16 protein-coding genes and 2 pseudogenes are annotated in these 23,723 nt (G+C 57.6%); 3 read left to right on the forward strand and 15 right to left on the reverse strand.

Translation table 11 applies throughout. From position 1 onward, the window contains the following. Positions 1 to 39: 39 nt before the first annotated feature. The 3 genes from HB376_RS07520 to HB376_RS07530 form a co-directional block, all read right to left on the reverse strand. Entirely contained in the window at positions 40 to 1,431 is a 1,392-nt protein-coding gene (locus HB376_RS07520) for an MFS transporter (protein WP_213762799.1), read from the reverse strand. 89 nt (positions 1,432 to 1,520) lie between these two features. Continuing rightward, entirely contained in the window at positions 1,521 to 3,713 is a 2,193-nt protein-coding gene (locus HB376_RS07525; RefSeq protein ID WP_255631211.1) for an acetate--CoA ligase family protein, read from the reverse strand. A gap of 8 nt (positions 3,714 to 3,721) precedes the next feature. Beyond that, entirely contained in the window at positions 3,722 to 4,957 is a 1,236-nt protein-coding gene (locus HB376_RS07530; protein ID WP_213762801.1) for an acyl-CoA dehydrogenase family protein, read from the reverse strand. 139 nt (positions 4,958 to 5,096) lie between these two features. Here HB376_RS07530 and HB376_RS07535 point away from each other — a divergent pair, with 139 nt between their 5' ends. Next, complete coding sequence (locus tag HB376_RS07535) at positions 5,097 to 5,945, forward strand: IclR family transcriptional regulator (protein ID WP_255631212.1); 849 nt, start codon at positions 5,097 to 5,099, stop codon at positions 5,943 to 5,945. A gap of 261 nt (positions 5,946 to 6,206) precedes the next feature. Here the strand turns inward: HB376_RS07535 and HB376_RS07540 are convergent, their stop codons facing one another. The 10 genes from HB376_RS07540 to HB376_RS07590 form a co-directional block, all read right to left on the reverse strand. Continuing rightward, positions 6,207 to 6,473 carry a BrnA antitoxin family protein gene (locus HB376_RS07540; RefSeq protein WP_213762802.1) on the reverse strand — a complete coding sequence of 89 codons (267 nt, stop codon included), beginning with the start codon at positions 6,471 to 6,473 and terminating at the stop codon, positions 6,207 to 6,209. Then, on the reverse strand, positions 6,460 to 6,729 hold the full coding sequence (locus tag HB376_RS07545) for a BrnT family toxin (RefSeq protein ID WP_213762803.1): 270 nt from the start codon (positions 6,727 to 6,729) through the stop codon (positions 6,460 to 6,462). The genes HB376_RS07540 and HB376_RS07545 overlap by 14 nt, the downstream gene beginning before the upstream one ends. A 198-nt stretch (positions 6,730 to 6,927) precedes the next feature. Then, positions 6,928 to 8,361: a TolC family protein gene (locus HB376_RS07550; protein ID WP_346730455.1), complete on the reverse strand. Its 1,434-nt coding sequence runs from the start codon at positions 8,359 to 8,361 to the stop codon at positions 6,928 to 6,930. Further along, positions 8,351 to 9,772, reverse strand: coding sequence for an HlyD family type I secretion periplasmic adaptor subunit (locus tag HB376_RS07555; RefSeq protein WP_213762804.1), 1,422 nt, complete (start codon positions 9,770 to 9,772; stop codon positions 8,351 to 8,353). The genes HB376_RS07550 and HB376_RS07555 overlap by 11 nt, the downstream gene beginning before the upstream one ends. A 2-nt stretch (positions 9,773 to 9,774) precedes the next feature. Then, on the reverse strand, positions 9,775 to 11,901 hold the full coding sequence (locus HB376_RS07560) for a type I secretion system permease/ATPase (protein WP_213762805.1): 2,127 nt from the start codon (positions 11,899 to 11,901) through the stop codon (positions 9,775 to 9,777). Next, entirely contained in the window at positions 11,891 to 12,445 is a 555-nt protein-coding gene (gene cysC / locus HB376_RS07565; RefSeq protein WP_213762806.1) for an adenylyl-sulfate kinase, read from the reverse strand. The genes HB376_RS07560 and cysC overlap by 11 nt, the downstream gene beginning before the upstream one ends. A gap of 3 nt (positions 12,446 to 12,448) precedes the next feature. Next, a complete protein-coding gene (locus tag HB376_RS07570; RefSeq protein WP_213762807.1) occupies positions 12,449 to 13,264 on the reverse strand; it encodes a sulfotransferase in 816 nt (271 codons plus the stop codon). Between the two features lie 129 nt (positions 13,265 to 13,393). Next, positions 13,394 to 18,193, reverse strand: coding sequence for a matrixin family metalloprotease (locus HB376_RS07575; RefSeq protein WP_346730461.1), 4,800 nt, complete (start codon positions 18,191 to 18,193; stop codon positions 13,394 to 13,396). Positions 18,194 to 18,797: 604 nt separating this feature from the next. Next, positions 18,798 to 19,139 (reverse strand): SUMF1/EgtB/PvdO family nonheme iron enzyme, encoded by a 342-nt coding sequence (locus tag HB376_RS07585; RefSeq protein WP_213762809.1) that lies wholly within the window; start codon positions 19,137 to 19,139, stop codon positions 18,798 to 18,800. Between the two features lie 130 nt (positions 19,140 to 19,269). Continuing rightward, the gene (locus tag HB376_RS07590) at positions 19,270 to 20,040 is read right to left on the reverse strand and encodes a hypothetical protein (protein ID WP_213762810.1); all 771 of its coding nucleotides are present in this window, start codon (positions 20,038 to 20,040) and stop codon (positions 19,270 to 19,272) included. 695 nt (positions 20,041 to 20,735) lie between these two features. Between HB376_RS07590 and HB376_RS07595 the strand changes: the two are divergent. After that, positions 20,736 to 20,993, forward strand: a pseudogene (locus HB376_RS07595) (transposase); the annotation flags it as partial. A 245-nt stretch (positions 20,994 to 21,238) separates the two neighbouring features. Here the strand turns inward: HB376_RS07595 and HB376_RS07600 are convergent. Beyond that, complete coding sequence (locus tag HB376_RS07600) at positions 21,239 to 21,832, reverse strand: hypothetical protein (RefSeq protein ID WP_213762811.1); 594 nt, start codon at positions 21,830 to 21,832, stop codon at positions 21,239 to 21,241. A gap of 344 nt (positions 21,833 to 22,176) precedes the next feature. Between HB376_RS07600 and HB376_RS40825 the strand changes: the two are divergent. After that, positions 22,177 to 22,479, forward strand: a pseudogene (locus tag HB376_RS40825) (LysE family transporter); the annotation flags it as partial. A gap of 121 nt (positions 22,480 to 22,600) precedes the next feature. On the opposite strand, the gene HB376_RS07610 reads toward HB376_RS40825, so the two are convergent. Continuing rightward, positions 22,601 to 23,719: a PepSY-associated TM helix domain-containing protein gene (locus HB376_RS07610; protein WP_346730456.1), complete on the reverse strand. Its 1,119-nt coding sequence runs from the start codon at positions 23,717 to 23,719 to the stop codon at positions 22,601 to 22,603. Positions 23,720 to 23,723 lie beyond the last annotated feature (4 nt).

Here is a 23,723-nt window from a genome sequence, read left to right on the forward strand (position 1 = left end):
CGTAGGGACAGGCCATGCGGGGTTCATTGGCGACGCTTCCTACCGATGCGTATGTCCAAGGTCCGGTTGCGCCGGCGCATTGCTGCCGGGGGCCTGTCCCGTTGCGAGCGTGTTCCCCGAGGCGGGAAAGACAATCAACATCAATACGACTCCCGCCATCAATACGACTGCAAGGCCGATCAGCCCGAACTCCGCGCTTCCCGTCTGCATCTTGGTCCAGCCCACGAATGCCGGGCTCACGAAGCCGCCCGTGCCACCGAGACTCGTAATCATCGCAATCCCGCCTGCCGCCGACGAGCGTGGCAGGAACGTATGCGGGATCGTCCAGAACACGACAAAGCAGCCATACGATGCCGCTGCCGCCAGCGCAAGCAGGCACACGCCCATCGTGACGTTATGGCCGGCGGCAGGCAGTAACGCGAAGGCGAGCGCCGTCACCGCGGCGCTGCCCGCCACATGCCAGCGGCGCTCCATCATCCGGTCGGAACTCGCCCCAACAACGTATGTCCCGATCGCCGCCGCGATGAACACGAGCGCCGACAGCAATCCGACATCGAGCACGTTGGCGACGCCCAGATCACGAATAATGGTCGGCGCCCAGAAGCCGATCGCATTGAACGGCATCATCACCGCGAAGTAGACGAGCGCCGCGAGATAGACGCGCGGATTGGCGAGCGCGCCACGCAGGCCGTCGAGATGACCCGAGTGTTTCGACGTTTCGTCGGCGAGGAGTTCGCGCGAGATCAACGCCTTCTCGCGGTCGCTGAGCCAGCGGACGTCCGCAGGCGAATCGCCGAGAAAGAAGAACGCGAAGATGCCGAGCGTGACAGCGGGCACGCCTTCCAGAAGGAAGAGCCACTGCCAGCCGGGCAAGCCGCCCACCCCTGCCAGCCGCGTCATGATGAACCCCGACATCGGGCCACCAACGATCCCGGCCACGGCGGTGGCCATCATCAGGAATGCGATCACGCGCGCGCGTCGGGCGCCGGGAAACCAGCAGCCCAGATAGAATATGATCCCCGGAAAGAAGCCCGCTTCGGTGACGCCCAGCAGAAACCGCATGGCGTAGAACTGCGTCGGTGTACGAACGAACATCATCAGGCTTGACGCGAGGCCCCACGCGAACATGATGCGCAAGAGCGTGCGTCGCGCGCCGACGCGTTGCATCCAGAGATTGCTCGGCACCTCGAAAAGCACGTAGCCGATAAAGAAAAGGCCGGCGCCCAGGCCGTACGTCGACTCTGAAAACCCGAGGTCATGCATGAACTGCAGCTTGGCGAAGCTGATGTTCACACGGTCGATATAGCTGATCACGTAGCAGAGAAAAAGCAGCGGAATCAGCCGGAAAAACACCTTGCGATAAGTGCGCTCGACTTCGTCGGGCGTAGTGTCGCCCGAGGTCGCTGCGCCGGGTTGCGGTTGGTTATTCATGATGGTCTCGCGAAGAATGCGAACTGACTTGGACGTCGCGGTGTACCGGCGACGTCCGGTTTCAAAGCGGTCAGGCAAGCCCCGCGACACTATCCGTCGACGACAGCGTGAGCGTTTTTCTGAACCTCGTCCACAACCGCCTCGCGCTTCAGTAGGCAGCGCGCAAGGGCATCGCCCGCGCGCACGCCCTTGCCCGCAGGCAGGACGAAAAGCGGATTGATGTCGAACTCCTTCAGGCCCGGTTCGAGGTCGAGCGCCATTGCGGACATTGCAACAATTGCGTCCGCCAGCGCATCGATATCGCCCGGCGGTTTGCCGCGCGCGCCGTTGAGTATTGTGTATACACGCAGTTCGCGGATCATCGCATGCGCGTCGGCGTGCGAGACCGGCGCGAGGCGCCACGCCACGTCCTTCAGCACCTCGGCGTAGATCCCGCCGAGTCCGCACATCACGGCCGGTCCGAACGATGGATCGTTCTCAATGCCGACGATCATCTCCACCGCATCGCGGATCTCTTCCTGCACGAGCACGCCGTCGATCCTCGCGCCGGGAACATGGCGCCGCGCGTTTGCAACGATTTCGTCGAACGCGGCCATCAGCATTGCCTCATCGCGAATGCCGACGCGCACCGCGCCCGCTTCGGTCTTGTGCGGGATGTCGGGCGACTGGACCTTGATGACAAGCGGAAAGCCGATCGAGCGCGCGATCGACCGCGCTTCATCGCGGTTGATCGCCAGCGCGCCCTTGGGGGTATCGATGCCATAGTGCGCGAGGAGCGCCTGCGCTGTGTGCTCCGTCAGATTACCCGAGCTCTCGGCGAGCAACGCGTGCGCTTGCCTGACATGACGACGCAAAGGCGCCGGTGCGAGTCGTGCTGCCTCCCGGGCGCGGCGTGCTTGTGCATAGTTTGAGAGCACCGCGAACGCGCGCCCGCAGCGCACGGGCGTTGCATAGAGCGGCACGCCGCTCTGCTCGATCACGTCGTACGCTTCGCTCGCCATATCGCGGCGCGCATTCCAGGCGAGCATCATCGGCTTGTCGGTCGCGCGGTAGACACGCTGAATCGCTTCAGCCATCGCGAGCGCGACCTCGCCGCTCGCAGCCGCCGCCATGATCGCGATCGAGTCGATGCCGGGATCGTCGGCGATGATCTGCAAGGCATCGGCAAATATCTTTGGTTCGGCAAGGATGCCCGCGGTCAGGTCAACGGGATTATTCAGTGATGCGAATGATGGTACGATAGGCTCGAGCGCGGCAAGCGTCTGCGCAGACAGCGGCGGAAGCGTCATGCCCCGTTCGCTGCACGCATCGGTGATCAGGATGCCGGCGCCGCCCGAGAGCGTGACGACGGCGATCCGGTTACCGCCCGGAAGGCGTTTCGCCTCGAACGCCTTCGCGTAGTCGCCGAGATCGGCCACGTCGGTGACTTCGATCACGCCCGTCTGACGGAACGCGGTGCGATACAGCGTCGAGGCGCCGCCGAGATTCGCCGTGTGCGAAGCGGCCGCCTTGGCGCCATCGGTGGTATTGCCGACCTTCCACGCGAGCAGTGGCTTGCCGGCATCGAGCGCGCGGGTCGCGACTTCGACAAGCCGCCGCGCATCCTTCAACCCTTCGATATACGTAGCAATCAGCGACGTTTTCGTATCGTCGATGCAGGCGTCGACGAGGTCGAGCAAGCTCACGTCGGCTTCGTTGCCGGTCGTAATGAAATGCCGCAAGCCGATGCCGAGTTCGTCCGCCATGAGCAACAGCGCGCAGCCGAACCCGCCGCTCTGCGAGATCAATGAGAGGCCGCCGGGCCGGTAATCGACGCCAAACGGCGCACCGAAACCCGCGTAAACACCCGTGTCCGTGCTGACGAGACCCTGACAATTCGGTCCAATGATTCGAAGGCAAAAAGCCTTCGCAATCGCCGTGCATTCACGTTGCAATGCAGCGCCCGCTTCTCCCGCCTCCGCGAAGCCCGAGCTATAGACGATCGCGTAGCGGATGCCTTTCTCGCCGCACTGGCGCAACATGTCCGGCACGCGCCGCGCGGCGACGAGGATCAGCGCGAGATCGGGAGCGGCGGGCAGACTTTCAATGCTCGCGTAACACGCGACCCCTGCGACTTCAGCGTATTTGGGGTTCACCGGATACAGCGCGCCTTGATAGCCGTGCTGCATGAGAAAGCGCATCGGCTGGCCGCTGATCGACTTAGGATCGTTCGATGCACCGATGATCGCGATCGACCGCGGACTGACCAGCCGTTCGATATCGAGCGCGCATGGTGACTTCATGGCGGCGCTCATGCGGCACGCGCAGCGGTCGTGCCGACGCTGTCCTTCGCCCGTGTTTCTTCAGCCAGCGCTTCTTTCGCCTGTGCCGCGCGCCGCAACGTAATCTTCGCGATGTTCAACTGATGGATCTGCGTGGTGCCTTCGTAGATACGAAATGCGCGGACATCGCGATAGAACCGTTCCACTGTATTGCCCGCGAGATAACCGCGTCCGCCGAGCATCTGCACGGCCCGGTCCGCGACCCGCCCGCACATTTCGGAGGCGAACATCTTGCACATTGATGCTTCCAGCGCGACGTCCTCGCCGGCATCGCGTTTGCGCGCAGTATCGAGAATCATCGAACGGGCGGCGTAGATCTCCGTCTGGCACTCGGCGATCAATGCCTGCACGAGTTGGAAGTCCGAGACCGGCAGGCCGAACTGCTCGCGAGTGGACGTATAAGCGACCGCTTCGTCGAGCATGCGGATAGCGGGCCCCGTGCACAGCGCGGCGAGATGGATGCGCTGCTTGTTCAGCACTTTCATTGTCGTGCGAAATCCCTGCCCTTCCTTTGCGCCGATCAGGTTCGCTGCTGGGACGCGGCACGCTTTGAAATGCACGTCGCCGACGGGAGAACCGGCCTGCCCCATCTTCTGATACGGCTCGCTTGTCGAGAGGCCGGGCGTGCCGCGCTCGACCAGGAACGCGGAGATGCCGCCTGCGCCCGGGATTGACGGATCGGTACGGGCCATGACCGTGAAGAGGTCGGCAATGGGCGCATTCGTGATGAAACACTTGGCTCCGTCGAGTACATAGTGGTCGCCGTCGCGCCGAGCGGTTGTCTTTAGCGCGGTCGCGTCGGACCCGGCATCCGGTTCGGTCAGCGCGAACGCGCCGGTCATCAGACCCGATGCGAGGAGCGGCAGGTAACGCTGCTTTTGCTCGTCGGTACCGTCCGCGACAAGCGCCTCGGAGCCAATGCCCGTGTTCGTTCCGACGCGCGCGCGAAACGCCACCGACGCTTGTGAAAGCGCGAACGCACCGCGAACAAGTTGTTCTGTCGACAAGCCCGCGCCGCCGAAATCACGTGGGATGCTCCAGCCAAAGTAGCCGAGGCCGCGCATCCGCTCGACGAGATCCGCGGGGACCTGATCCGCCTGCTCTATCTCGTTCTCGCGTGGAATCGCCTCTTCCCGCACGAAGCGCGCTACGTCGGCGAGTAATGCATCGAATTCGCCGTCGAATTCAAGTATTTGTCTGCTCATTGCTGTCTCCGTCATGTATTCGCTTATGGCTTCACTATCGAACTTTCCGAACTAAAAGGCGCTTGGTGTTCGACTATGCTGAACAGAGTTTGGATATGCGGAACACGGGGAGCAAAATGGGGGAATTGGAGGAGACGCCATGGGACGCACTAACATGCCGGACACGGCCACGATCGCGAGCGATTATCTGGAGTCGAAGGCGCGCTACGTGCCCGATGAATTCGATGGCGACCGGCAATTCGCCACTACGCTCGCACGCGGCCTAGACATACTGCATACCTTTACGCCGCGCGATTCCCAGCTCGGCAACGCTGAGCTCGCCGCGCGCACCGGCATGAGCAAGGCCACGATTTCACGGTTCACGTACACGTTGACGAGGCTCGGCTACCTGCGCGTGAACCGGATGAACAACAAGTTTCAACTCGGGTCGGCCGTGCTATCGCTTGGCTATCCGCTGCTCGCGAGTCTCGCCGTGCGGCAGATCGCGCGACCCTCGATGAAGGAGCTGGCGGACCATATCCGCGGTTCGGTGTCGCTTGGCATGCGCGACCGGCTGAACGTGGTGTATCTGGAAAGCAGCCGCAGCAACACGCCGCTTGGCTTGCCCGCGGACATCGGTTTGAGCTATCCGATCGTTCGTACCGCCATGGGCCGTGCGCTTCTCGCGGCGCTGCCGAGCGAACGGCGCGAGGCGCTATTGAATGAGATCTCGGTCAAGACACCCGATGAATGGAACACGTTCGGGAAACGCGTGCTGCAGAGCATCGATTATTTTCATGAGCGCGGCTTTTGCGTGTCGTACGGCGATCTGCGACGTGAAGTACATGCCGTCGCGGTGCCGATGAGGCCGGCGGCCGATGGCGAGATCCTCGTGTTCAACTGCGGCGTGCCTTCGTATCTGCTCAAGGACGGACAGCTGGAACGAGACGTCGGGCCGCGGTTGTTGTCTATGGTGCGTAGCGTCGAAGGCGCGATGGGGATTTATTAGGGCGACGGGCCAGCGAGAAGATTGGGCGCGGCCGGTCCGTTGGTCGTCCATGACGCCGCGAAATGGCTTGTGCGCAATAAACCTCGATCCGGTAGCCCATCAGGGTCGACGACGTATGCAGCGCAATAGTTGGCACCGTAACTGGTGCGCAATCCTGGCTTGCCGGTGTCGCGCCCGCCAGCGCCGAGCGCGGCTGCGTGAAAAACATCGACATCTTCTCGCGCCAGAGTGCTGAAGCAGAACCGGCGAATATAAGTCACGTTAGAGCTCGTGCTCCATCAGGTACGTGCGCAGCGCATCGTTCATGCGTGTTTGCCACCCGTCGCCCTTGGCCCTGAACCGCTCGATAATGTCGGCGTCGTACCGGCTGGTTACAAGCACCTTCGGGCTGTCTTTGGGTGGACGGCCCATGCGCTTCTTTTCCACCAGTTCCGAAAATGGCCGCATCGCCTTGATGTTGGCGCTCGGCACTTCGGCGGAATCAAACTCATGTTCGATTTCTGCAGGGGTCTTTTCACGCTTGCTCATAGTCTCTCACCTCTCTGGCGTTTGCTTTGCGCAGGCTAATGACGCGCATGGTTTCATCTCGGAACGTGAACGCGACCATATGGAGCCGGCCACCAATGTAACCAAAGCCGCGATAGCGTTCCTCACCGTAGTTAAACCGAGTATCGACTTCGTACCGCAGGTTATCCCAATCGAAGCGGCATGCGTCGGCGAGCGAAATTCCGTCGTGCCCTTCCTTGTTGATGGCATCTTTTGCCGGGTCGAATGTGATTTCCATTTAGATATTGTAGTAACAGAAAGTCTCGATTTCAACGACTTTTTGTAATAGCAGAAAACTCACTGCCGAGTTGCGCCGTATTGCATATAAACGTTGCGTCACAACCTCGTTTTCACGCGTCAAAATGGGTGATTTTTACAATCACTGGTTCGGCTCAAGCTTTGGCACCGGCGTGGTTTATGTGACTTGATTCTCGGGTCATCGCATATCGTCCGTGTCGAGTCGCCCAAGACTCCCAGCAAGCCTCAACCGCGCCGCGCGCCAATCAGCAAGCGCCTGCACACGCTGCTGCTGTGCGTTCGCCAGCGCGGTCTGCGCATTCAGCAGTTCGAGAATATTGCCCACGCCAGCCTGATATCGATGCTGGGCCGCAACAAACGATCGTTGCGCAATATCGAGCAGCGTTGCGCTGTCCTTTACGCTGTTTGTCGAAGTCTGCACGGCCTGGTAGCTGTTCCAGACCTCCAGCCCGACCTGCTGGCGCGCGTCATCGAGCGCATCTTGCTGCTGTTCGAGTTGCGCCTGCGTCTGCCGGATCTGATACGTCCGGTTGAAGCCCTCGAAGAACGGAATTGTCACCTGCACGCCGACATACCACTCGTGTCCGCTTGCCGGGTACTCCTGAATCCCCAGTCCCAGACTGGCCGGCTGATTGTCCCGGCTGTATTTCGACACAAGACTGAAGTTCGGCAGGCCTTGTGCGCGAGTCTGGTCTACTTTTGCAGCCGCCGCATCCGTTTGGGCCAGCGCAGCCAGGACCGTGGGGTGATCGCGGCGGGCGTCCTCGATCAGTTCACCCACCGATTGCGTGAAAGCCGCGTCGGGCTGCACGCCATCCGTGACGACCGGTAGAGCGACGGGTACGTCTGGCGAAAGATCCATGTCGGAGGCGAGCGTCCCTGCCGCCGTTTGCCATGCCCCTTGAGCCTTGTTCCGGCTCAGGACGGCCTGTGTATAGGCCGTCTGCGCCTGCAGCGCGTCAGAGATGGGCGCGATACCTCTATCGACCCGGGCGGACGCTGCCTTCGCGCTGTCACCCGCCATTTGCTCAATGTCCGACGCGACGGCAAGCGCGCCAGCGGCCGCCTGTGCAGCGTAATAATCCTTCGCGACCGCAACAAAGAGGCTCTGGAGCGTCGCATTCTCGGTCGACCGGGCTGCGGCAAGCAGAGCCGACGCATTGCGAACCGCCGCTGCGCGGGCGCCAAAGTCATACAGCGTCCAGTTCAGCGACACGCTTTCTGTATTGATGGTCGCAAGAGTCGCCGAACTCAGAGTCGGATGGCCTGTGACATCAGTGACGGAATTGTCGCGCATGAGCTGACCGTTGCCGGAGATCGTGGGTAGATAGGCCGAGCGTGCGACACCGAGGCCCGCTGCCTGAATCTTGACGTCGGCCCACGCTTCCCGCGTTTTAGGATTGCCACACAGCGCGCGCTCGATCGCTTCCATCAATAGAAGCGGCCTGGACAGCAAGCCGAATTGGCATCCGCCCGCGTCCGGCGCCATCGCACCGGCGGGCGTTGGCGATATCCCCACTTCGGTACGAAGCACATCGAAAGCCCATGCACTCGATGTCGCCGCAAACAATCCCGCCGCCATCATAGTCACCAGCAGTTGCTTAGCGCTCACGCATGCTCTCCTGGGCGCTTTCCATCAACGGACCAAGGAAGTACCCTGCGACGCTGCGTTTGCCGGTCTTGATATCGGCAGTGACTTCCATGCCGGGGGTGAGTGTGATCCACTTTTTCTCCACGCGAATCCGGTTGGTCGACAGCCGGATTCGAACCGGGAAAGTCAGGCCAAGTTTCTTGTCCTGGACCGCATCGTTCGACACCGACACGACCGTTCCCGTGATAAATCCGTAACGCGTATAGGGAAACGCTTCAACCTTGACGGCAACCGGCTGCCCGGCATCTACGAAGCCAATATCCTTGTTCTGCAGTTGCGCCTCTACTTCGAGCGTGTCGTCAGGCACGATCTCCATCAGGGTCTGCGCCGTCGTCACCACGCCACCGAGCGTATGCGCGGCCAGTTGCTGGACGGTCCCGGACACCGGCGCGCTCAGGCTCAACAACGCCTGGCGGGTTTGCGCCTTGGTCTCGTCATCGCGGTTTTGAGTGGCCTGCTGTGTGTCCTTTTCCAGCTCATCAAGCTGGTCTTTACGGAACTTCGACGAGGCGGACTCAATGTCCGCGCGCTGCTCGGCAATGCCCGCCGCGAGCTCGCGCGCATGGCTTTGTTGCGCAGGTAGTTCGTGCTCCTGACCGAGTGCCGTCTGCTCCTTGTCGAGATAGTCGGTCTGTGCCACGTATTTATCGCCCGCTAGGGATTTGTATTCGTTCGCCTGTTGACGGGCAAGAGGCGCGGTTGCCTGGAGTTTCGCGACCTCTTGCCGGGTGCTGTCGAGTTCGGCCTCCCGCTTGAGCAGTTCAGCCCGGGCGCTATCGACCTTGTCGTGGTATTCGAGGAATGCACCTTCAGCCAGGCGCTGCGCTTCCAGCATCCGGTCCTCCGGAGCGCCTTCGACGTGCGCGACCATCGGCGGCCGATTGTCACGTAGCGCGGCGAGCAATGCATTCGCCCGGGCGGCTCCCAGTTGGGCATCGAGCTTCGATGACTGCGCTTTATCGGCGTCGGCTGCCGCCTGTGTAGTGTCGAGCTTCATGAGCAACTGGCCTGCGCTCACCCGTTCGCCGTCCTGAACCAGAATCTCCCGGACCACTCCCGTCATGGCTGGCTGGATCACCTTGATGCGGGCATCGGGTACAAATTTTCCCGATGCCGACACGACGATATCCAGCCTGCCAACAATACCGATCAGCAGAACCAGCACCGTGAAGATCACGATACTGCGCATTGCCCAGCGCGGCGCGGGATGCACGGGTGTTTCAACCAGTTCAAGCTGCGCAGGCAGGAACGCAAGCTCATGTTCTGCACGGGCGGCAGAGTCAAACTGATGGCGGATGGTCCACGCACTGCGGAACACTGCCGCATAGCGGGTGAACAGGTCACCCATGGCCTGCAATCGCAAGAATTTCATGGTCAGCCGTCCTGGAGGGATACGAGGTGCGCGTAATAGCCACCTAACCGAAGCAATGTTTCGTGGTTCCCTTGCTCGACAATCTGGCCTTTGTCCATCGCCACGATCTGATCGGCATGCCGTACAGCCGTTAGCCGATGGGCAATGATGATCACCGTACGTCCTGCGCACATCGCCTTCATGTTGTTCTGGATCACCCGTTCAGTCTCGAAGTCCAGCGCACTGGTGGCTTCGTCGAAGACCAGGATGCGCGGGTTGGTCAGGAGGGCCCGCGCGATCGCCAGGCGCTGTCGCTGGCCGCCCGACAGGTTCGACCCGTGCTCTCCGACCATCGTGTCGTAGGCTTCCGGCAACTCACAGATAAACTCGTGTGCGCCGGCAAATTTCGCGGCCGCAATCACCGCGGCCAGCGGTGCACCGGGATCGGTCAACGCGATGTTGTCCCGGATCGAACGGTTGAAGAGCAGGTTCTCCTGCAGCACCACGCCGATCTGGCGACGCAGCCACGCGGGATCGGCCAGCGCCAGATCGATGCCGTCGATACGAACCGTGCCCTGTTCAGGGATGTACAGCCGTTGCAACAGCTTCGTCAGCGTACTTTTACCCGACCCGGAGCGTCCCACGATACCGATTACCTGCCCGGCAGCTATATCCAGCCCGACGTTGTCAAGAATCGGCGGACCGTCCGGGCGATAACGGAAGCGGATATTGTCGAAGCTGATATGGCCCTTGAGCGCAGGAAGCGCCTGACGGCTTTGCGGCAGTTCCGTGCGCGAATTCAGAATGTCGCCTAGGCGGCTCATCGAAATGCCGACCTGCTGGAAATCCTGCCAGAGCTGCGCCAGCCTGAGCACCGGCGCACTCACCCGTTGCGACATCATGTTGAAGGCGATCAGTTCTCCTACGGTAAGCTTGCCATCGATAACCAGCTTCGCACCGAGAAACAAGGTGCTTAGCGTTACCAGCTTGCCGACCAGCTGAATGAGCTGCTGCCCCACATTGCCCAGCGAACTCACACGAAAACCCGCGCTTACATACGCGGCCAACTGTGTCTCCCAGCGTTTGATGAACTGCGGCTCCACGGCCATCGCCTTGACTGTCTCGATGCCCGATACCGCCTCGACGAGGAAGGACTGATTGTCGGCCCCGCGCGAGAATTTCTCGTTCAGGCGGCTGCGCAATACCGGCGTCAGGCCCGCCGAAATTGCACCGTACACAGGCAGCGAGATAGCGACAACCAGCGTCAGCCAGACGCTGTATAGGCACATCACGCCGAGGAATACGAACGAGAACGTCAGGTCGATGAGCGCGGTCAGCGCCTGTCCGGTCAGGAAGTTCCGGATGCTTTCGAGCTCGCGGACGCGGGCGACCGTATCGCCCACTCGACGCGCGCCGAAGTACGCAAGCGGCAGCGCCACGAGGTGTCGGAAAAGCCGCGCGCCCAGTTCGACGTCGATGCGGTTTGTGGTGTGCGCGAACACGTAGTTGCGCAGGCCCGTGAGCAGCACTTCGAATACTGAACTGACCAGCAGCGCCACACACACCACGTTGAGCGTACTGTACGTCCGGTTGACGAGGACCTTGTCCATCACCACCTGAAACATCAGCGGCGAAACCAGGCCGAAAAGCTGCAGGACGAGTGAAACGCCGAGGACTTCGAGAAGCAGCCGCCGATATTTCACAACGGCAGGAATGAACCACGAGAAGTCAAAACGCGCTAGTTCGCCAGCCAGCGATGCACGCGATGTGAACAGCAGCATCCGTCCATTGGAACGCTCCATGACCTCTTCGATCGGTCTCACAGCAGGCGCCTGCATGCCGGGTTCCAACACCAGAGCAGTCTTGCCGTCCGAACCGGCCAGGATAAAGTGTCGGCCCGTGCGATCGAGTGCCAGTGCAGGGAATGGTGTTTTCCCAAGTCGTTCTGGTATTAACACGACGGCACGCGCCTTGAGTCCGATACTGCGCGCGGACAGTACAAGTTGCGCTTCGGAAAACGCGTCGCTTCTGACTGCCGCCGCATGCTTGAGTTGCGCCGGATCGGTGGCTATGCCGTGAAAGCGTGCGATGAGCACCAGTGCCGACAGGCCGGCGTCTTCCATCTGCGCCGGTTGCTCTTCAATGCCCATGGATCAATTGCCGGTAGTGTTGTTCAATTTGCTGTGCTGCCGCCTCGGCGGACACGCTTTTGGTCGCGATCGAGATGTCTGGTGCACAAGGCGATTCATAGGGGTCGTCCCATCCGGTCATTCCCTTGATCTCGCCGGCCCTCGCTCGCGCGTACAGTCCCTTGGGGTCGCGTTCGATGCAGGTTTGCAGAGGTGTATCGATGAGGACTGTGAAGCAACGGTGGTCGCCAATCCGGCATCGCGCAACTTCCCGGTCCACCTGGTAGGGAGAAATCGCGCTGACAAGAACGATGAGACCCGCGTCGACCATCAACCGCGCCACTTCGCCGATGCGCCTCACGTTTTCGGCGCGGTCCTCCCTGGAAAAACCGAGATCACAATTTAGTCCCGTGCGCAGTTCATCTCCGTCCAGCACGGACACTCGGTATCCGTGCGCTCGCAAGTTTTGTGCAGCGTGAATCGCGATCGTCGATTTTCCTGCGCCTGATAGTCCCGTGAGCCAGTAGCAGCAGCCTGTTTGTGCGTTGTGCGTATCCGTTCTCACGTTCTAGAGAATCCGGACGCGATGCACATTGAGTTCCGGCTTTTCCCAGAACTGGGTATGCGCGAACTTCGCGAAAAGGTCAGGCGGGATAGATGGCTTGCGCGCCTGATGCTCGACCTTCGCCCTGACCTTGTGCAGTCCGGGCATGCCCAAGAGAGCATCGTAGTCAGGCTCGTCGTACGCCACGTGGTCAAGGTCATGACTGAACCAGGGTTCGCCCAGCTCCTCGTAGAGGCTACGGAGCGTCTGCTCCGGCGCGCGCACCAGACGATCGTATGGCACGAGGATCAGTCGTTTGGCTTCGTCACCGAACCACGCCTCTCGCAGGTTGCTCCACGGCAGGCCTATCAGGCCCTTCTCCGAATTCATTAGCGTTTCTACGCGGGCATAAACAGAAGAACCCGGCTCAAAATTGAACATGCGGGACAGTTGAAGGGGGTTCTTCGCCAGCATTCGCTCGACGCTGTCGATAATCCAGCCGATGTCGCGCACGCAGCAAATAATGCGGGATTCGGGGTATAGCGCTTTCAGCAGCGCCGCCCTTCCCGTCCAGATTCGATTGGTATCGAACACTACTTCGCTCGGCTGAATGCCTGCGTAGTAGCTGTCGAAAACACCACGCAGCATGGCGGCGCGCTTTGAGTCGTCGAAAAACACGGCAAACTCGCCGCCGCACATTTTTTTGTGCATGGTGCCGCATAGAGAGGCAACCGGACTGGTCATTGCTGCGGTAAAGCGTGGATTTTGGCGCAGCAACGCGCACAGCAGGGTCGAGCCTGAACGGGGCAGACCCGAGATGAGATGAAGCTTGTTTACCACAGGAGGATCCGATAATGCCCGTGGCGTTCATCACGAGCAATAGTCAATGAATACAATTAGTTATCCTGATGTCGCCGCACGCTTTCGCTCACGAGGACATCAGGGTCATTCAGTGTTGCGAGGTCAGGCCTAGTGCACGGACGCAGCGAGCATCGGTTGCGCGTTCAATTGCTGGATGGCCGCAAGGCTCGTGATACCGGCCGGCATGGGAGCGTAGGACGCCATCGCCTGGATCAACTGGTCGATCTGACTGCCCGACGCGTTGGACGCCGATGAACTCGAGTTCGATCCCGGACTGTACAGCGACTGGATGCCTGCTATGTCCGTACTATCCAGCGTCCGGTTATTCGAACCCAGGTCGTAGTACATGATCGAATTCTGGTCGGCGTTGTCGGCCAACCCGAATGCATGCCCAATCTCGTGCAGCATGACCTGCTCGAGCGTTGCATCGGTTCCCGAGTACGTCAGTTGACCGCCTGCGCCTGCCACCAACGCATCCTGGTTCGGATCTTCCAGTTCGATGTTCGCGCCAGCCATCTGTCCGTTCTTCGCCTGGTACGAGGTGTAGCCCACCACGCCCGTGCTCGCGGTGCTGAGATCGCCGAAGCCGACGCTGATATCCGATTGGGCCGAACCGGAAACCTCCTCGAAGGTGATGCCCGAGGCGGCCGACCATGTGGCGAATGCCTGCTGGAGATCGGTCTCGTATGCGCTGTTCGCTTGGGAGTCGCCCGCACCCGGTGCGCCCGCAAGACTCCAGGTAATGACATTGCTGTCCCACTTTGAGCCTTCCAGTACTGACGATCCGGTTCCGGCGGTGGGAGTCGCCATCGCCGTGTTGTAGGCTTGATGGAGTCCGGCTTCTGCCGCAGTTGCGCCGGCCTGATCGCCCTTCGCCAGATCCGCTTGGGCGATCGAACCGATGTTGCTGCCTACCGATGCCTGGACCGTGCTCGCGCTGCCAGCGAAGCCGTAGCCGCCGTAATAGCCGTAGCCGCCGCTGAACAAGCCACTGTATGCGACATCATCATCGTAATCGTCATCAGAATTGTCGGATGAGCCGCTGCCTGACCCACTGCCGCTGAATCCGGTCATGATGCCGGTGTTCGGGTTGTAGGTGATCGCGCTCAATACCTGACCGGTCTGCGAGTTGTAGGTCACGACCTCGGAGAAATATGGGCCACCGTCGGCAATCTCAACCTCGTTAGCGAAGGCTGATCCGTCAAACAGTGCAACTTCATTGAGCTGGCCTGTAGCTTGGTTGTACATGCTCTCCTGACTCAGGCTATTGCCGTTGTACACATCCTCCTCGTATGCGTACGACGAACCTGGGCTGAAGAGGTCCACATAGGTCGTGTTACCAGAAATGACGTCGGACTGCGTTTCCTGCGCGGCCGGGTTGAACCACGTCTCGCTTGTTAACCGGCCAGCGGCGTTATAAGACAGCGCGGTTTGCGAGCCATCCGCATTGATTGTGTAATCCGTTTGCGAACCATCGGCATTAATGAGATTTGCACTGGTAGCGTCCCGAGTTGATGGATCGTAGAAGATTTCGGTGGCCGACCCGTCGGTATTGAACTGTGCCTGCTCGGTTTGCTGGCCGGCTGCGTTGTAGACCGATGCGGTTTGTGAACCGTTGCTCAGGAACGAATAGTCGGTCTGCGAGCCATCGGCGTTGATGTCGTTCTCGCCGGTTTGTACCCGTGTGGACGGATCGTAGAAGTTCTCAGTTGCCGAACCGTTGGCGTTGAATTGCGCCTGCTCGGTCTCTTGCCCGGCTGCGTTGAACGCCGTCATGCTCTGCGAACCGTTGGCGTTAAACGTGTATTGGTCCTGTGAGCCATCGGCGTTGATATCGGTCTCGCCGCTTTCCGCACGCGTGGACGGATTGTAGAAGTACTCTGTCGCTGAGCCGTTGGCGTTGAATTGTGCCTGCTCCGTCTCTTGCCCGGCTGCGTTAAACGCCGTCATGTTCTGCGAGCCGTTGGCGTTAAACGTGTATTGGTCCTGTGAGCCGTCGGCGTTGATATCGGTTTCGCCCGTTTCAGCGCGTGTGGACGGATCGTAGAAGTTCTCAGTTGCCGAACCGTTGGCGTTGAACTGCGCCTGCTCGGTTTCTTGCCCGGCTGCGTTGAACGCCGTCATGCTCTGCGAGCCGTTGGCGTTAAACGTATATTGGTCCTGTGAGCCGTCGGCGTTGATATCGGTCTCGCCGCTTTCCGCACGCGTGGACGGATTGTAGAAGTACTCTGTCGCTGAACCGTTGGTGTTGAATTGTGCTTGCTCCGTCTCTTGCCCGGCTGCGTTAAACGCCGTCATGTTCTGCGAGCCGTTGGCGTTAAACGTGTACTGATCCTGTGAGCCGTCGGCGTTGATATCGGTTTCGCCCGTTTCTGCGCGTGTGGACGGATCGTAGAAGTTCTCAGTTGCCGAACCGTTGGCGTTGAACTGCGCCTGCTCGGTCTCTTGCCCGGCTGCGTTGAACGCCGTCATGTTCTGCGAACCGTTGGCGTTAAACGTGTACTGATCCTGCGAACCATCAGCGTTGATATCGGTTTCGCCCGTTTCTGCGCGTGTGGACGGATCGTAGAAGTTCTCAGTTGCTGAACCGTCGGCGTTGAATTGTGCCTGCTCCGTCTCTTGCCCGGCTGCGTTAAACGCCGTCATGTTCTGCGAGCCGTTGGCGTTAAACGTGTACTGATCCTGCGAGCCGTCGGCGTTGATATCGGTTTCGCCCGTTTCTGCACCCGTAGATGAGTTGTAGAAGAAGTCCTGCGATGTCCCATTGGTGAGGTTGAAGAGAGCAGCAGTCTGGGTGCCGGCTCCATTCTCGCCAGTAAAGGCATCCGTTTCCGACGATTCGCCACTTGGCAACCCGGTGAAAGTGGTCACCTGTGAGTTACCCGCAGTGAAATCAGTGACCTGCGACGTCTCGGTACCGGTGCCGTTGGCCGACATATAGTCATCGATCAATTCCGAAACTCCACTGCCCAGGCCCGTGAAATACTGTGCCTGCGAAGTGCCATTGGTGAAATCGTAGAGATCCTCCGTCTGCGTTCCGGTAGCGTTCGTGCCACTGAAGAATTCGTCTTCCGACGCTTCCCCGTTGGACAGGCCAGTGTAGAAGAGCTCCTGCGATGTCCCGTTGGTAAGGTCGAATAGAGCCGCAGTCTGGGTTCCGGTTCCCTCCGCACCGGTAAATGCATCCGTTTCCGACGATTCGCCACTCGGCAACCCGGTGAAAAAGGTCTCCTGCGAAGTACCGTTCGTGAAATCGTCGAGGGCTTCGGTCTCCTGGCCCGCAGCGTTGTAAAAATCCTTCGTTGCCGAACCGTCCGCGTTGAATTGCGCCTGCTCGGTCTGTTGACCGTACGCGTTGTACACCGACGCGCTCTGCGATCCATCGCTGTTGAATTGATAGTTGGTCTGCGAGCCATCGCTGTTGATCTGGTTCTCGCCAGTCTGCACCCCGCTCGACGGATCGTAAAAATCCTCGGTAGCCGAACCATCCGCATTGCATTGGTCGTGCTCGGTTTGCTGGCCGGAGGCATCGAAAATCGCTCTGCTGTACGAACCATCTTGGTTAATGGTAATGTCTCGCTCGGACCCATCGCTATTGACCATGACCTCACCCGTCATGACACCGCTCGACGGGTCGTAGAAGTCTTCGGTCGTTGTGGCGTTCGGGATAATCAGCGCCTGCTCGATGAGTTGATCATCGGCGTTATAGACGGATATATTCTCGATCCCGCCTCTAAAGGTGCTGTCGGATTGCGAACCGTCACTGTTGAAGATGTCCTCGGCGGTTTCGGCTCCGGTGAGCGCACTGTAGAAAACCTGGCTTGTCTCGACGCCGCTCGTATAGTTGATCTCATCGGCCAGATTGCCGTCGCTGAACTGCTGGTCCTGCGTGAGCTCCCCGGTCGAACTAAACGTATCGGTGTCTGTTAGCACGCCGCTCGCTGTGCTTATAGCGAGACTCATTGAGCCGTCGTTGTTGGCGGTGAAGCTATCAGTCGCACCGCCGCTAAAAGGACCGGCGTTGCCGGATGCGCGGATCGTACCGGCCGAAATAGTGAAAGTCTGGCCGGTAACGGCGTTTTCTAGGGTGTTGCTGTCGGTGGAGTTGAGTGTGACCGTGGAACCGGCGTTTTCGGTGACTGTGTTACCACCTCCGCAAATTGCCGCGTTTGCACCTGCCGACAGATTAATCTGACAGCCGGTCACATCGGAGACTATCCCTTGACCATTGATATATTCCGACTCCACCGCGCCGTTCATCGCGAGCACGACACTTCCAGTCTGAACTCCTTGACTATTAACTTCGGCGTACTGAAAAGAATTTCCGCTAAGAGGTGTCTCGACTAAGCTGTCTCCAGCCTGTCCCGGCATAATGATGTCAACGCTGCCGTTGGGGTCGTTCGAAAGCTGCATCTCGTCGCTTTGCTGGACGTTTCCGCCGTTCAGTGCTTTCTGAACTCCTGCATTGAAGGTGTTAAACCAATTCAAAGCACCGCTGCCAACTTGGTAGATTACTGCCCCAGCTGTAATGTCTGCTGCGGCACTTGCAATCACCCCCCCAACGGCCGCAAGACCTGCAAGCCCAACCCCGCCGCCAAGTGCGACGAGTCCTGATCCCACCGCCCCACCAATGGCAGAACCGTCGGCTACTATAGCGGCGTAAGATTGATTTAGAGCGTCACTGGGTCCGTTTGCAGCCAACTGGTTAAACGTCGCTATATCTGCAGAAAGACTCGCCTGCCCAGATACGAAACCTGTAAGTTGCGAAATAGTTGAAAACCCTGCAACCTTAGATAAGGCCGACACAGCCGACACCAAGCCGTTGGCCGCAACTGCAACGTCTGCTTGGCTACCACTTCCATTCTGTTGATTACGAAGCGCGGCGACGTAACTACTCCACGCGGTCACCAACGACCCGAGATTTCCGACCGACTGAAATACATTTAACCCAGACATATTTAACACCCCGCGCGTTAATTTGGTAAATCGATGGCTAGACGAAACCCAAAACTACTATTCCGTTTACTTGGGTTTCCTCCTATGCGACTGGCAGAACGAACTGCAACCGGTATCGATGCCCAACTTCCTCCCCGCAAATCCCGCGAAGAACAACCGAACATATTCATTGCTTCACGAGCGAGAGCAATCGAACTAGGTGAATACCCTAAGGATGAACAATCTGAAATCCACTGAGAAACATTTCCGAGCATATCGAATAGCCCCCAAGGATTGGGTCTGAACGACCCCACCGGAGCCGTTGTCATATATCCGTCGTTGCAATTTGCGAAAGGTGCATTCGGATCAATCACCCTTGAAGTCAAATCCCTGGCATTTTCATATTTACATTGCTCCTTCAGATTTCCACCCCAATACGATGAGGCAAGTGTTCCAGCTCTCGCCGCGTACTCCCACTCCTCGCCAGTTGGCAGACGATAACGAGCGTTATTTTTCTTTGGTACTTTTGAGTTAAGCCAAACATTAAATTTCTGAACATCGTCCCAAGAAACGCAAACTACAGGGTCTTGGTTTGATTGCCTAAACCCTGGATTCCTCCAACTTGCTTCGTTATCGAATATCCATTTTTTCCATCAAAAACGGTGCAACCCTTACCGTCAAAATTAGTCTCGTTGGCAAATATTTCGAATTGCTTTCGTGTTACGGAGAATTTTGCTATTGCAAAAGACTTCACATCAACGCGATGCCGTGGCGTCTCAACCAAATAGAAAGTCTTGTAGCCACTGTATTCCCCCTTAAACTCTTCCTCAGTCGCCCCCATTAGATACTCGCCAGTCGGAATAACAACCATCTCCGAGCAGGCATCACAATCACGGAAATGCGGAAATTCACTACTCACGGACCTTGAATCCGACGAAGCAAACGCGAAATTTGTAATTACTAGAAAAAATCCTGCCAACCAATTGGTTCTAATTCTTGAAAACATTTCTACCACCGTTTATATCGGCCAAAGCAAGTCGAGGAAAATTTTAACGCCGAATCGATCTAAGTATGTGATCGGCATAACGGCGATATTGCCAAGCTGAGCTTGACGCGCTCACCGATGCTGCGACGATAGCGCTGATAGCCCGAAAGACCGCCCAGAAAGATCTCTGCATTGCCGAACTCGGGTGCACTATTGCATTGTGACCGGCGAAATAGCCCCCGACGGCAATAGCCAATATAGGTAAGCAGGTGATGAAACGCGCCCCCCCAATGGACCAGACATGTCCACGTGTGTCCCGCCACGCCGCGCGCCAAGGTAGCCCTCTTCCGACCGCGACATTATAAAAAAGGAGGGTTAGCCGGACACCAACAAAAATCACAGCGGAAATAGCGACTATACCGAAGACGCTCGCAAACAGAAGTATATGAGCGCCGTATCCGAGTTTAACCTGAATTACCCCCCAACCAATAACGGCAGTCGGCACCACGCCAACAAGAAATACGACGACAACCAAGGCGATCGAGAAGCACAGACCCATATAACCGAAAAAACCTTCATCGAATAATCCCAGCGAACGAACGAGGCCTACCCCTGACAGAGAATGTCGCATCGCCTGCACTGAAATGATACTCAAGATTACACTGATAATAACTACGCATAACGACAAGGCCAATGAGAGCCCCGCCTGTTCTGAATTCGGATGACCCGTCACGGTAGCGAGCGCTATCGCCTGTTGTAAATTAATTTGAACGTAACTCAAAAATGAGAGGAGAGTGGAAGCGATAAGGATCGTCGCGGGCTTATTGACCAACATCAGCCAAACGTCTTTCTATGCACCCTTGAAACAGTCACCAAAAATTATATGTTCCATATCATCGTTTTTATTTTTTCTTACCTGAGCAGAGTCGAAGTGACATCCATCAATGCAATATCTCGATTAAAAAATATATTTATAAAAATAAAAACTCGATGACCTGAGGATCTTCACGCGGCAGAATATTGCGAATAGTCCGCAGATGCCACGACCTCTGATCCTATACATCGATGCCCATTCAACCATCTTCTAAATTCCAGCCTTACAAACCCTATGTTCTCTACAGACGCTGATCATCAATCTGTTAAATATGCACTTAATAATGATTTATGAGTGTCAAAAGTTGTTGTATTTAATAACGAATAGCTTACAGCCGTTCCTTACTGACTCAATTGCTAGGATTATTCTTATTTACAGAAGACTAATCCTAGTTAGTCGACCCTGAACAATCGACAGCACCTTTATTGGCGAGTATTGAAGGGCGAAACCACATTGCCGGAATTGCACGGATACAGGCATAGCAATGCGTGAAACCTGGAAATTTCGACGAGGTCCGGATGAGTCCGAAACCAGGTGTGACAGAGCGAGATTTCTTCCGCTAGCCACTGCTTGACAGATCAATTTGAAACACCCTCTAGTGCGCTAAACCGAGTTGATTGGGCGCGGCTAGCTACAGCGATGAACGAAGCCTTTCTCACGTGGCGCAAAGCAAGTCAGGCCGCCAGTCGGCAGTGCCCGAGTCAATCGCCGGGAGTGCGGGCTATGCGGTGTCACAGCAAAAGCGCAAGCTGATCGAACAGGGTTTCGGCTGGGCCAAGAGCATCGGCGGTATGCGCCAGGTGATGGTGAGCGGCTTGAAGAAGGTCGATCAGATGTTCGTGCTGACGATGGCCGCGTACAACCTCGTGCGCATGCGCACCTTGGGACAACTCCGTGCGTTGCAGCCGCAGTGAACCAAAAATGCGCAAGAGAACGTCATAAACAGGTCCGAAAACCGAAATTAACCGGTCCATATTCCAAACTATGAGACATCCCCCGCTGAAAATTCTGATCACGCTCATGGCTCAGTAAAGTCGATCTGTATTTCCGCAGCCTGCTAGTACTCGATTTGCAGAATTCACCGCATCTCCAGCGCCGGTCGTACCTCCGATCAAAAAATTAGTGAGCGCCGCCTACGCGATCGTGATAGTGACCTATTTTAAGCTCCAATTAAGTTTTTAACTTTCCGTACGTTATTGATTGAGATAAGCCACATTGGCACAGATGTGATGTACATCCACAACAAAACCGAATTAAACGGATCACGGGCCAGCTTCAATTCTCTAACCTGCTCCGTTCGATTCAACAATATCTTCCCGTCTGCGCCAGCCACATACGTCATCCATAAAAGTCCACTGCCATCACGAAGTAAAAATCCTTCCACGTAAATTTCACTCGATGGATTTTGGTTCTGCCACTCACTAATTGTCTCAAGCCCCGATGGATCTTGTAGCTTTAATCCTTTTCCTGTATCAACGACAAAACGCGCTAAGGGGGTCGATTTAAGCCCAGGTTCAAATCCGAAAATTATCCTTCCAGTTGATTTCACCAATGGTGCTTCTGGAGGAATGGCCCCTCTATACGGCAATGAATGATAAAAAGTAAGCAATGGAGAATAAATCATCCAGCCTATCGAAAGAGACAAAAGTGATTGCTTCCACTTGAATCCCGTACCGACTGAACTCGCGGGTCCATGAAGAACAAGCCAAAATGCTATTTTCCATTTTTTGCAGTTTTCACGTTGAAATTTCAAGATTAAATTTCTCCCGTTCTTAATAACATCTTTACTCTCATAGTGTGGGCTTGTCCTACCGAACATACAAACCGGGCAACAATTGAACTTTCGTTTTGAAAAATATAATGCCTTACTAAAGCATAATTTTTTGATCTAATCACCAGCTCAACAATGTATTAAATATGCTCTTAATACCGCTAGTTGAGTGTCAAAATCTGTTGTTTTTAATAACAAATACCCTACGCCATTTAAATTTCGACGCACTAATTAGGATTGTTCTTAATTTTTCAGGACTCGTCCCAATTATTGGTTCTGTCCACTTCTGTTTATGTGGACTTAGCAGGCTGCGGAAAAACTCTCTCGACAAGCGCAAGATTTTTCGGGAAGCGTTATTGGTTTCGGGAAGCAACCCCAAGACGCTGATCTTCCTTTCTGCGTTCATGCCGCAGTTCATCACGCATGACCAGCCGCTGCCGGCACAGTTCATCGTGATGTATCTGACCGTGGCTTGCACCGTGGCGCTGGTTCACACCGTCTACTCGTTCGGGGTGCGCCGGATTCATAACGGGCTTGGCACAAGCCGGTGGATTGAGGTCCTGAAGCGTTGCAGCGGCTTGGTCTTCTTCGGTCTGGGTATCAAGCTTTTAACGGCAAGGCAGGCCTGACGATCTGGTGTGAGCGGCAGGTACAGTTGGCCGGCCAGCCGCTATGGGAGCGGTAAACCGCCGTAGCGATAAAGCACGCGAACCACTAACACCGAAAGCAGCAACCCACCACCATCACCCGTCAACGCGTGCGCGCAACCCGGATTTTTCGTCGCCGCCACCATTGCCAGATACCTGTCACCGCAATAACGCCCAGCGACATACCGCCAATCGCAAGAACACCCTCAAGCAGCGGGCCACCAAGCTCGCCGGTATGCAACGGATAAATCACGGCAACCGCGCGCGCCCCCGGATCAAGCGCATTCCAGCGCCGGACCTCTAACACCTTGCCGGTGAATGGATCCAGCCAGACCGACGACAAGCCATTTGGATGGGGGTCGTCCGGCAGTTTCAGGCGCACGCGCAGAGGGACACCCGGTTTCGCCGGCAATTGAACGAGACCGATCATTGCATCGGGGAACTGCGCTTGTGCCTGCGCAACAAGTGTATCCAGTGGCAACATCGGGCGCGGTGATCGCGACGCAAGCGGCAATACCGGCGCGTGCATCGGCCGGACTCCGCTTAGCGTGCTGACAAAACCGCCAAGCGGACGCCACGCCATGTAGGCGCCGGTCGCCACCGACAGCGCGATGACCAGGCCGATCGTCGCACCACCCACCCGATGCAGATCGTACAGCGCCCGGGACGTCCCTTTTCGCAACTCAACCCGTAAGTTCGGACGTCCCGAACGCGGCCACCACAACACGAGACCCGACACGAGCAGCAGCAGGTAGCACAGCGCGACGAACGCAAGTAACGCCTTGCCGATGTCCCCCAGCCAGAGCGAACTGTGCAGCTTGAACAGCACGTTGAAGAAGCCTTGCGTCTGTGCACGGCGTCCGAGTTCATCGCCGGTGAAGGGATCGATGTACACCGTACCGCTCCACTTGCCCTTCACCATCACCCGCAGACTTTCGTCCGTTGTACGCGGCGGGCGAAACGAGAACGTTGCGCCGTCGCCAAACCGGGTAGCGAAACGTTGCCGGACCTGTTCGAGCGGCACGGCGGACGCGTGCTCATGCGCACCCACCTTGAACAGGTCAGCGTGCAGCCGTTCGTCAACAGGCGCACCGATCATCAGCAGCGCGCCCGTGATACCCATGATCGCAAGCACCCAGCCAAGCGAGAGCGCAAACCACCGGTGCGCCGTTAGCCAGAGCCTGCGAAGAGGAGGCATCCGTCCCGGTAGAACGTCAAGCACCAGA

The sequence above is a fragment of the Caballeronia sp. dw_19 genome (assembly GCF_018449515.1).
In the GTDB taxonomy this organism is placed as follows: Bacteria; Pseudomonadota; Gammaproteobacteria; order Burkholderiales; family Burkholderiaceae; genus Caballeronia.

Bases quoted from the DNA above. Each gene is read 5' to 3' on its own strand.
- HB376_RS07520 (WP_213762799.1), bottom strand. From the start codon at position 1,431: ATGAATAACCAACCGCAACCCGGCGCAGCGACCTCGGGCGACACTACG.
- HB376_RS07525 (WP_255631211.1), bottom strand. From the start codon at position 3,713: ATGAAGTCACCATGCGCGCTCGATATCGAACGGCTGGTCAGTCCGCGG.
- HB376_RS07530 (WP_213762801.1), bottom strand. From the start codon at position 4,957: ATGAGCAGACAAATACTTGAATTCGACGGCGAATTCGATGCATTACTC.
- HB376_RS07535 (WP_255631212.1), top strand. From the start codon at position 5,097: ATGGGACGCACTAACATGCCGGACACGGCCACGATCGCGAGCGATTAT.
- HB376_RS07540 (WP_213762802.1), bottom strand. From the start codon at position 6,473: ATGAGCAAGCGTGAAAAGACCCCTGCAGAAATCGAACATGAGTTTGAT.
- HB376_RS07545 (WP_213762803.1), bottom strand. From the start codon at position 6,729: ATGGAAATCACATTCGACCCGGCAAAAGATGCCATCAACAAGGAAGGG.
- HB376_RS07555 (WP_213762804.1), bottom strand. From the start codon at position 9,772: ATGAAATTCTTGCGATTGCAGGCCATGGGTGACCTGTTCACCCGCTAT.
- HB376_RS07560 (WP_213762805.1), bottom strand. From the start codon at position 11,901: ATGGGCATTGAAGAGCAACCGGCGCAGATGGAAGACGCCGGCCTGTCG.
- HB376_RS07590 (WP_213762810.1), bottom strand. From the start codon at position 20,040: ATGTTGGTCAATAAGCCCGCGACGATCCTTATCGCTTCCACTCTCCTC.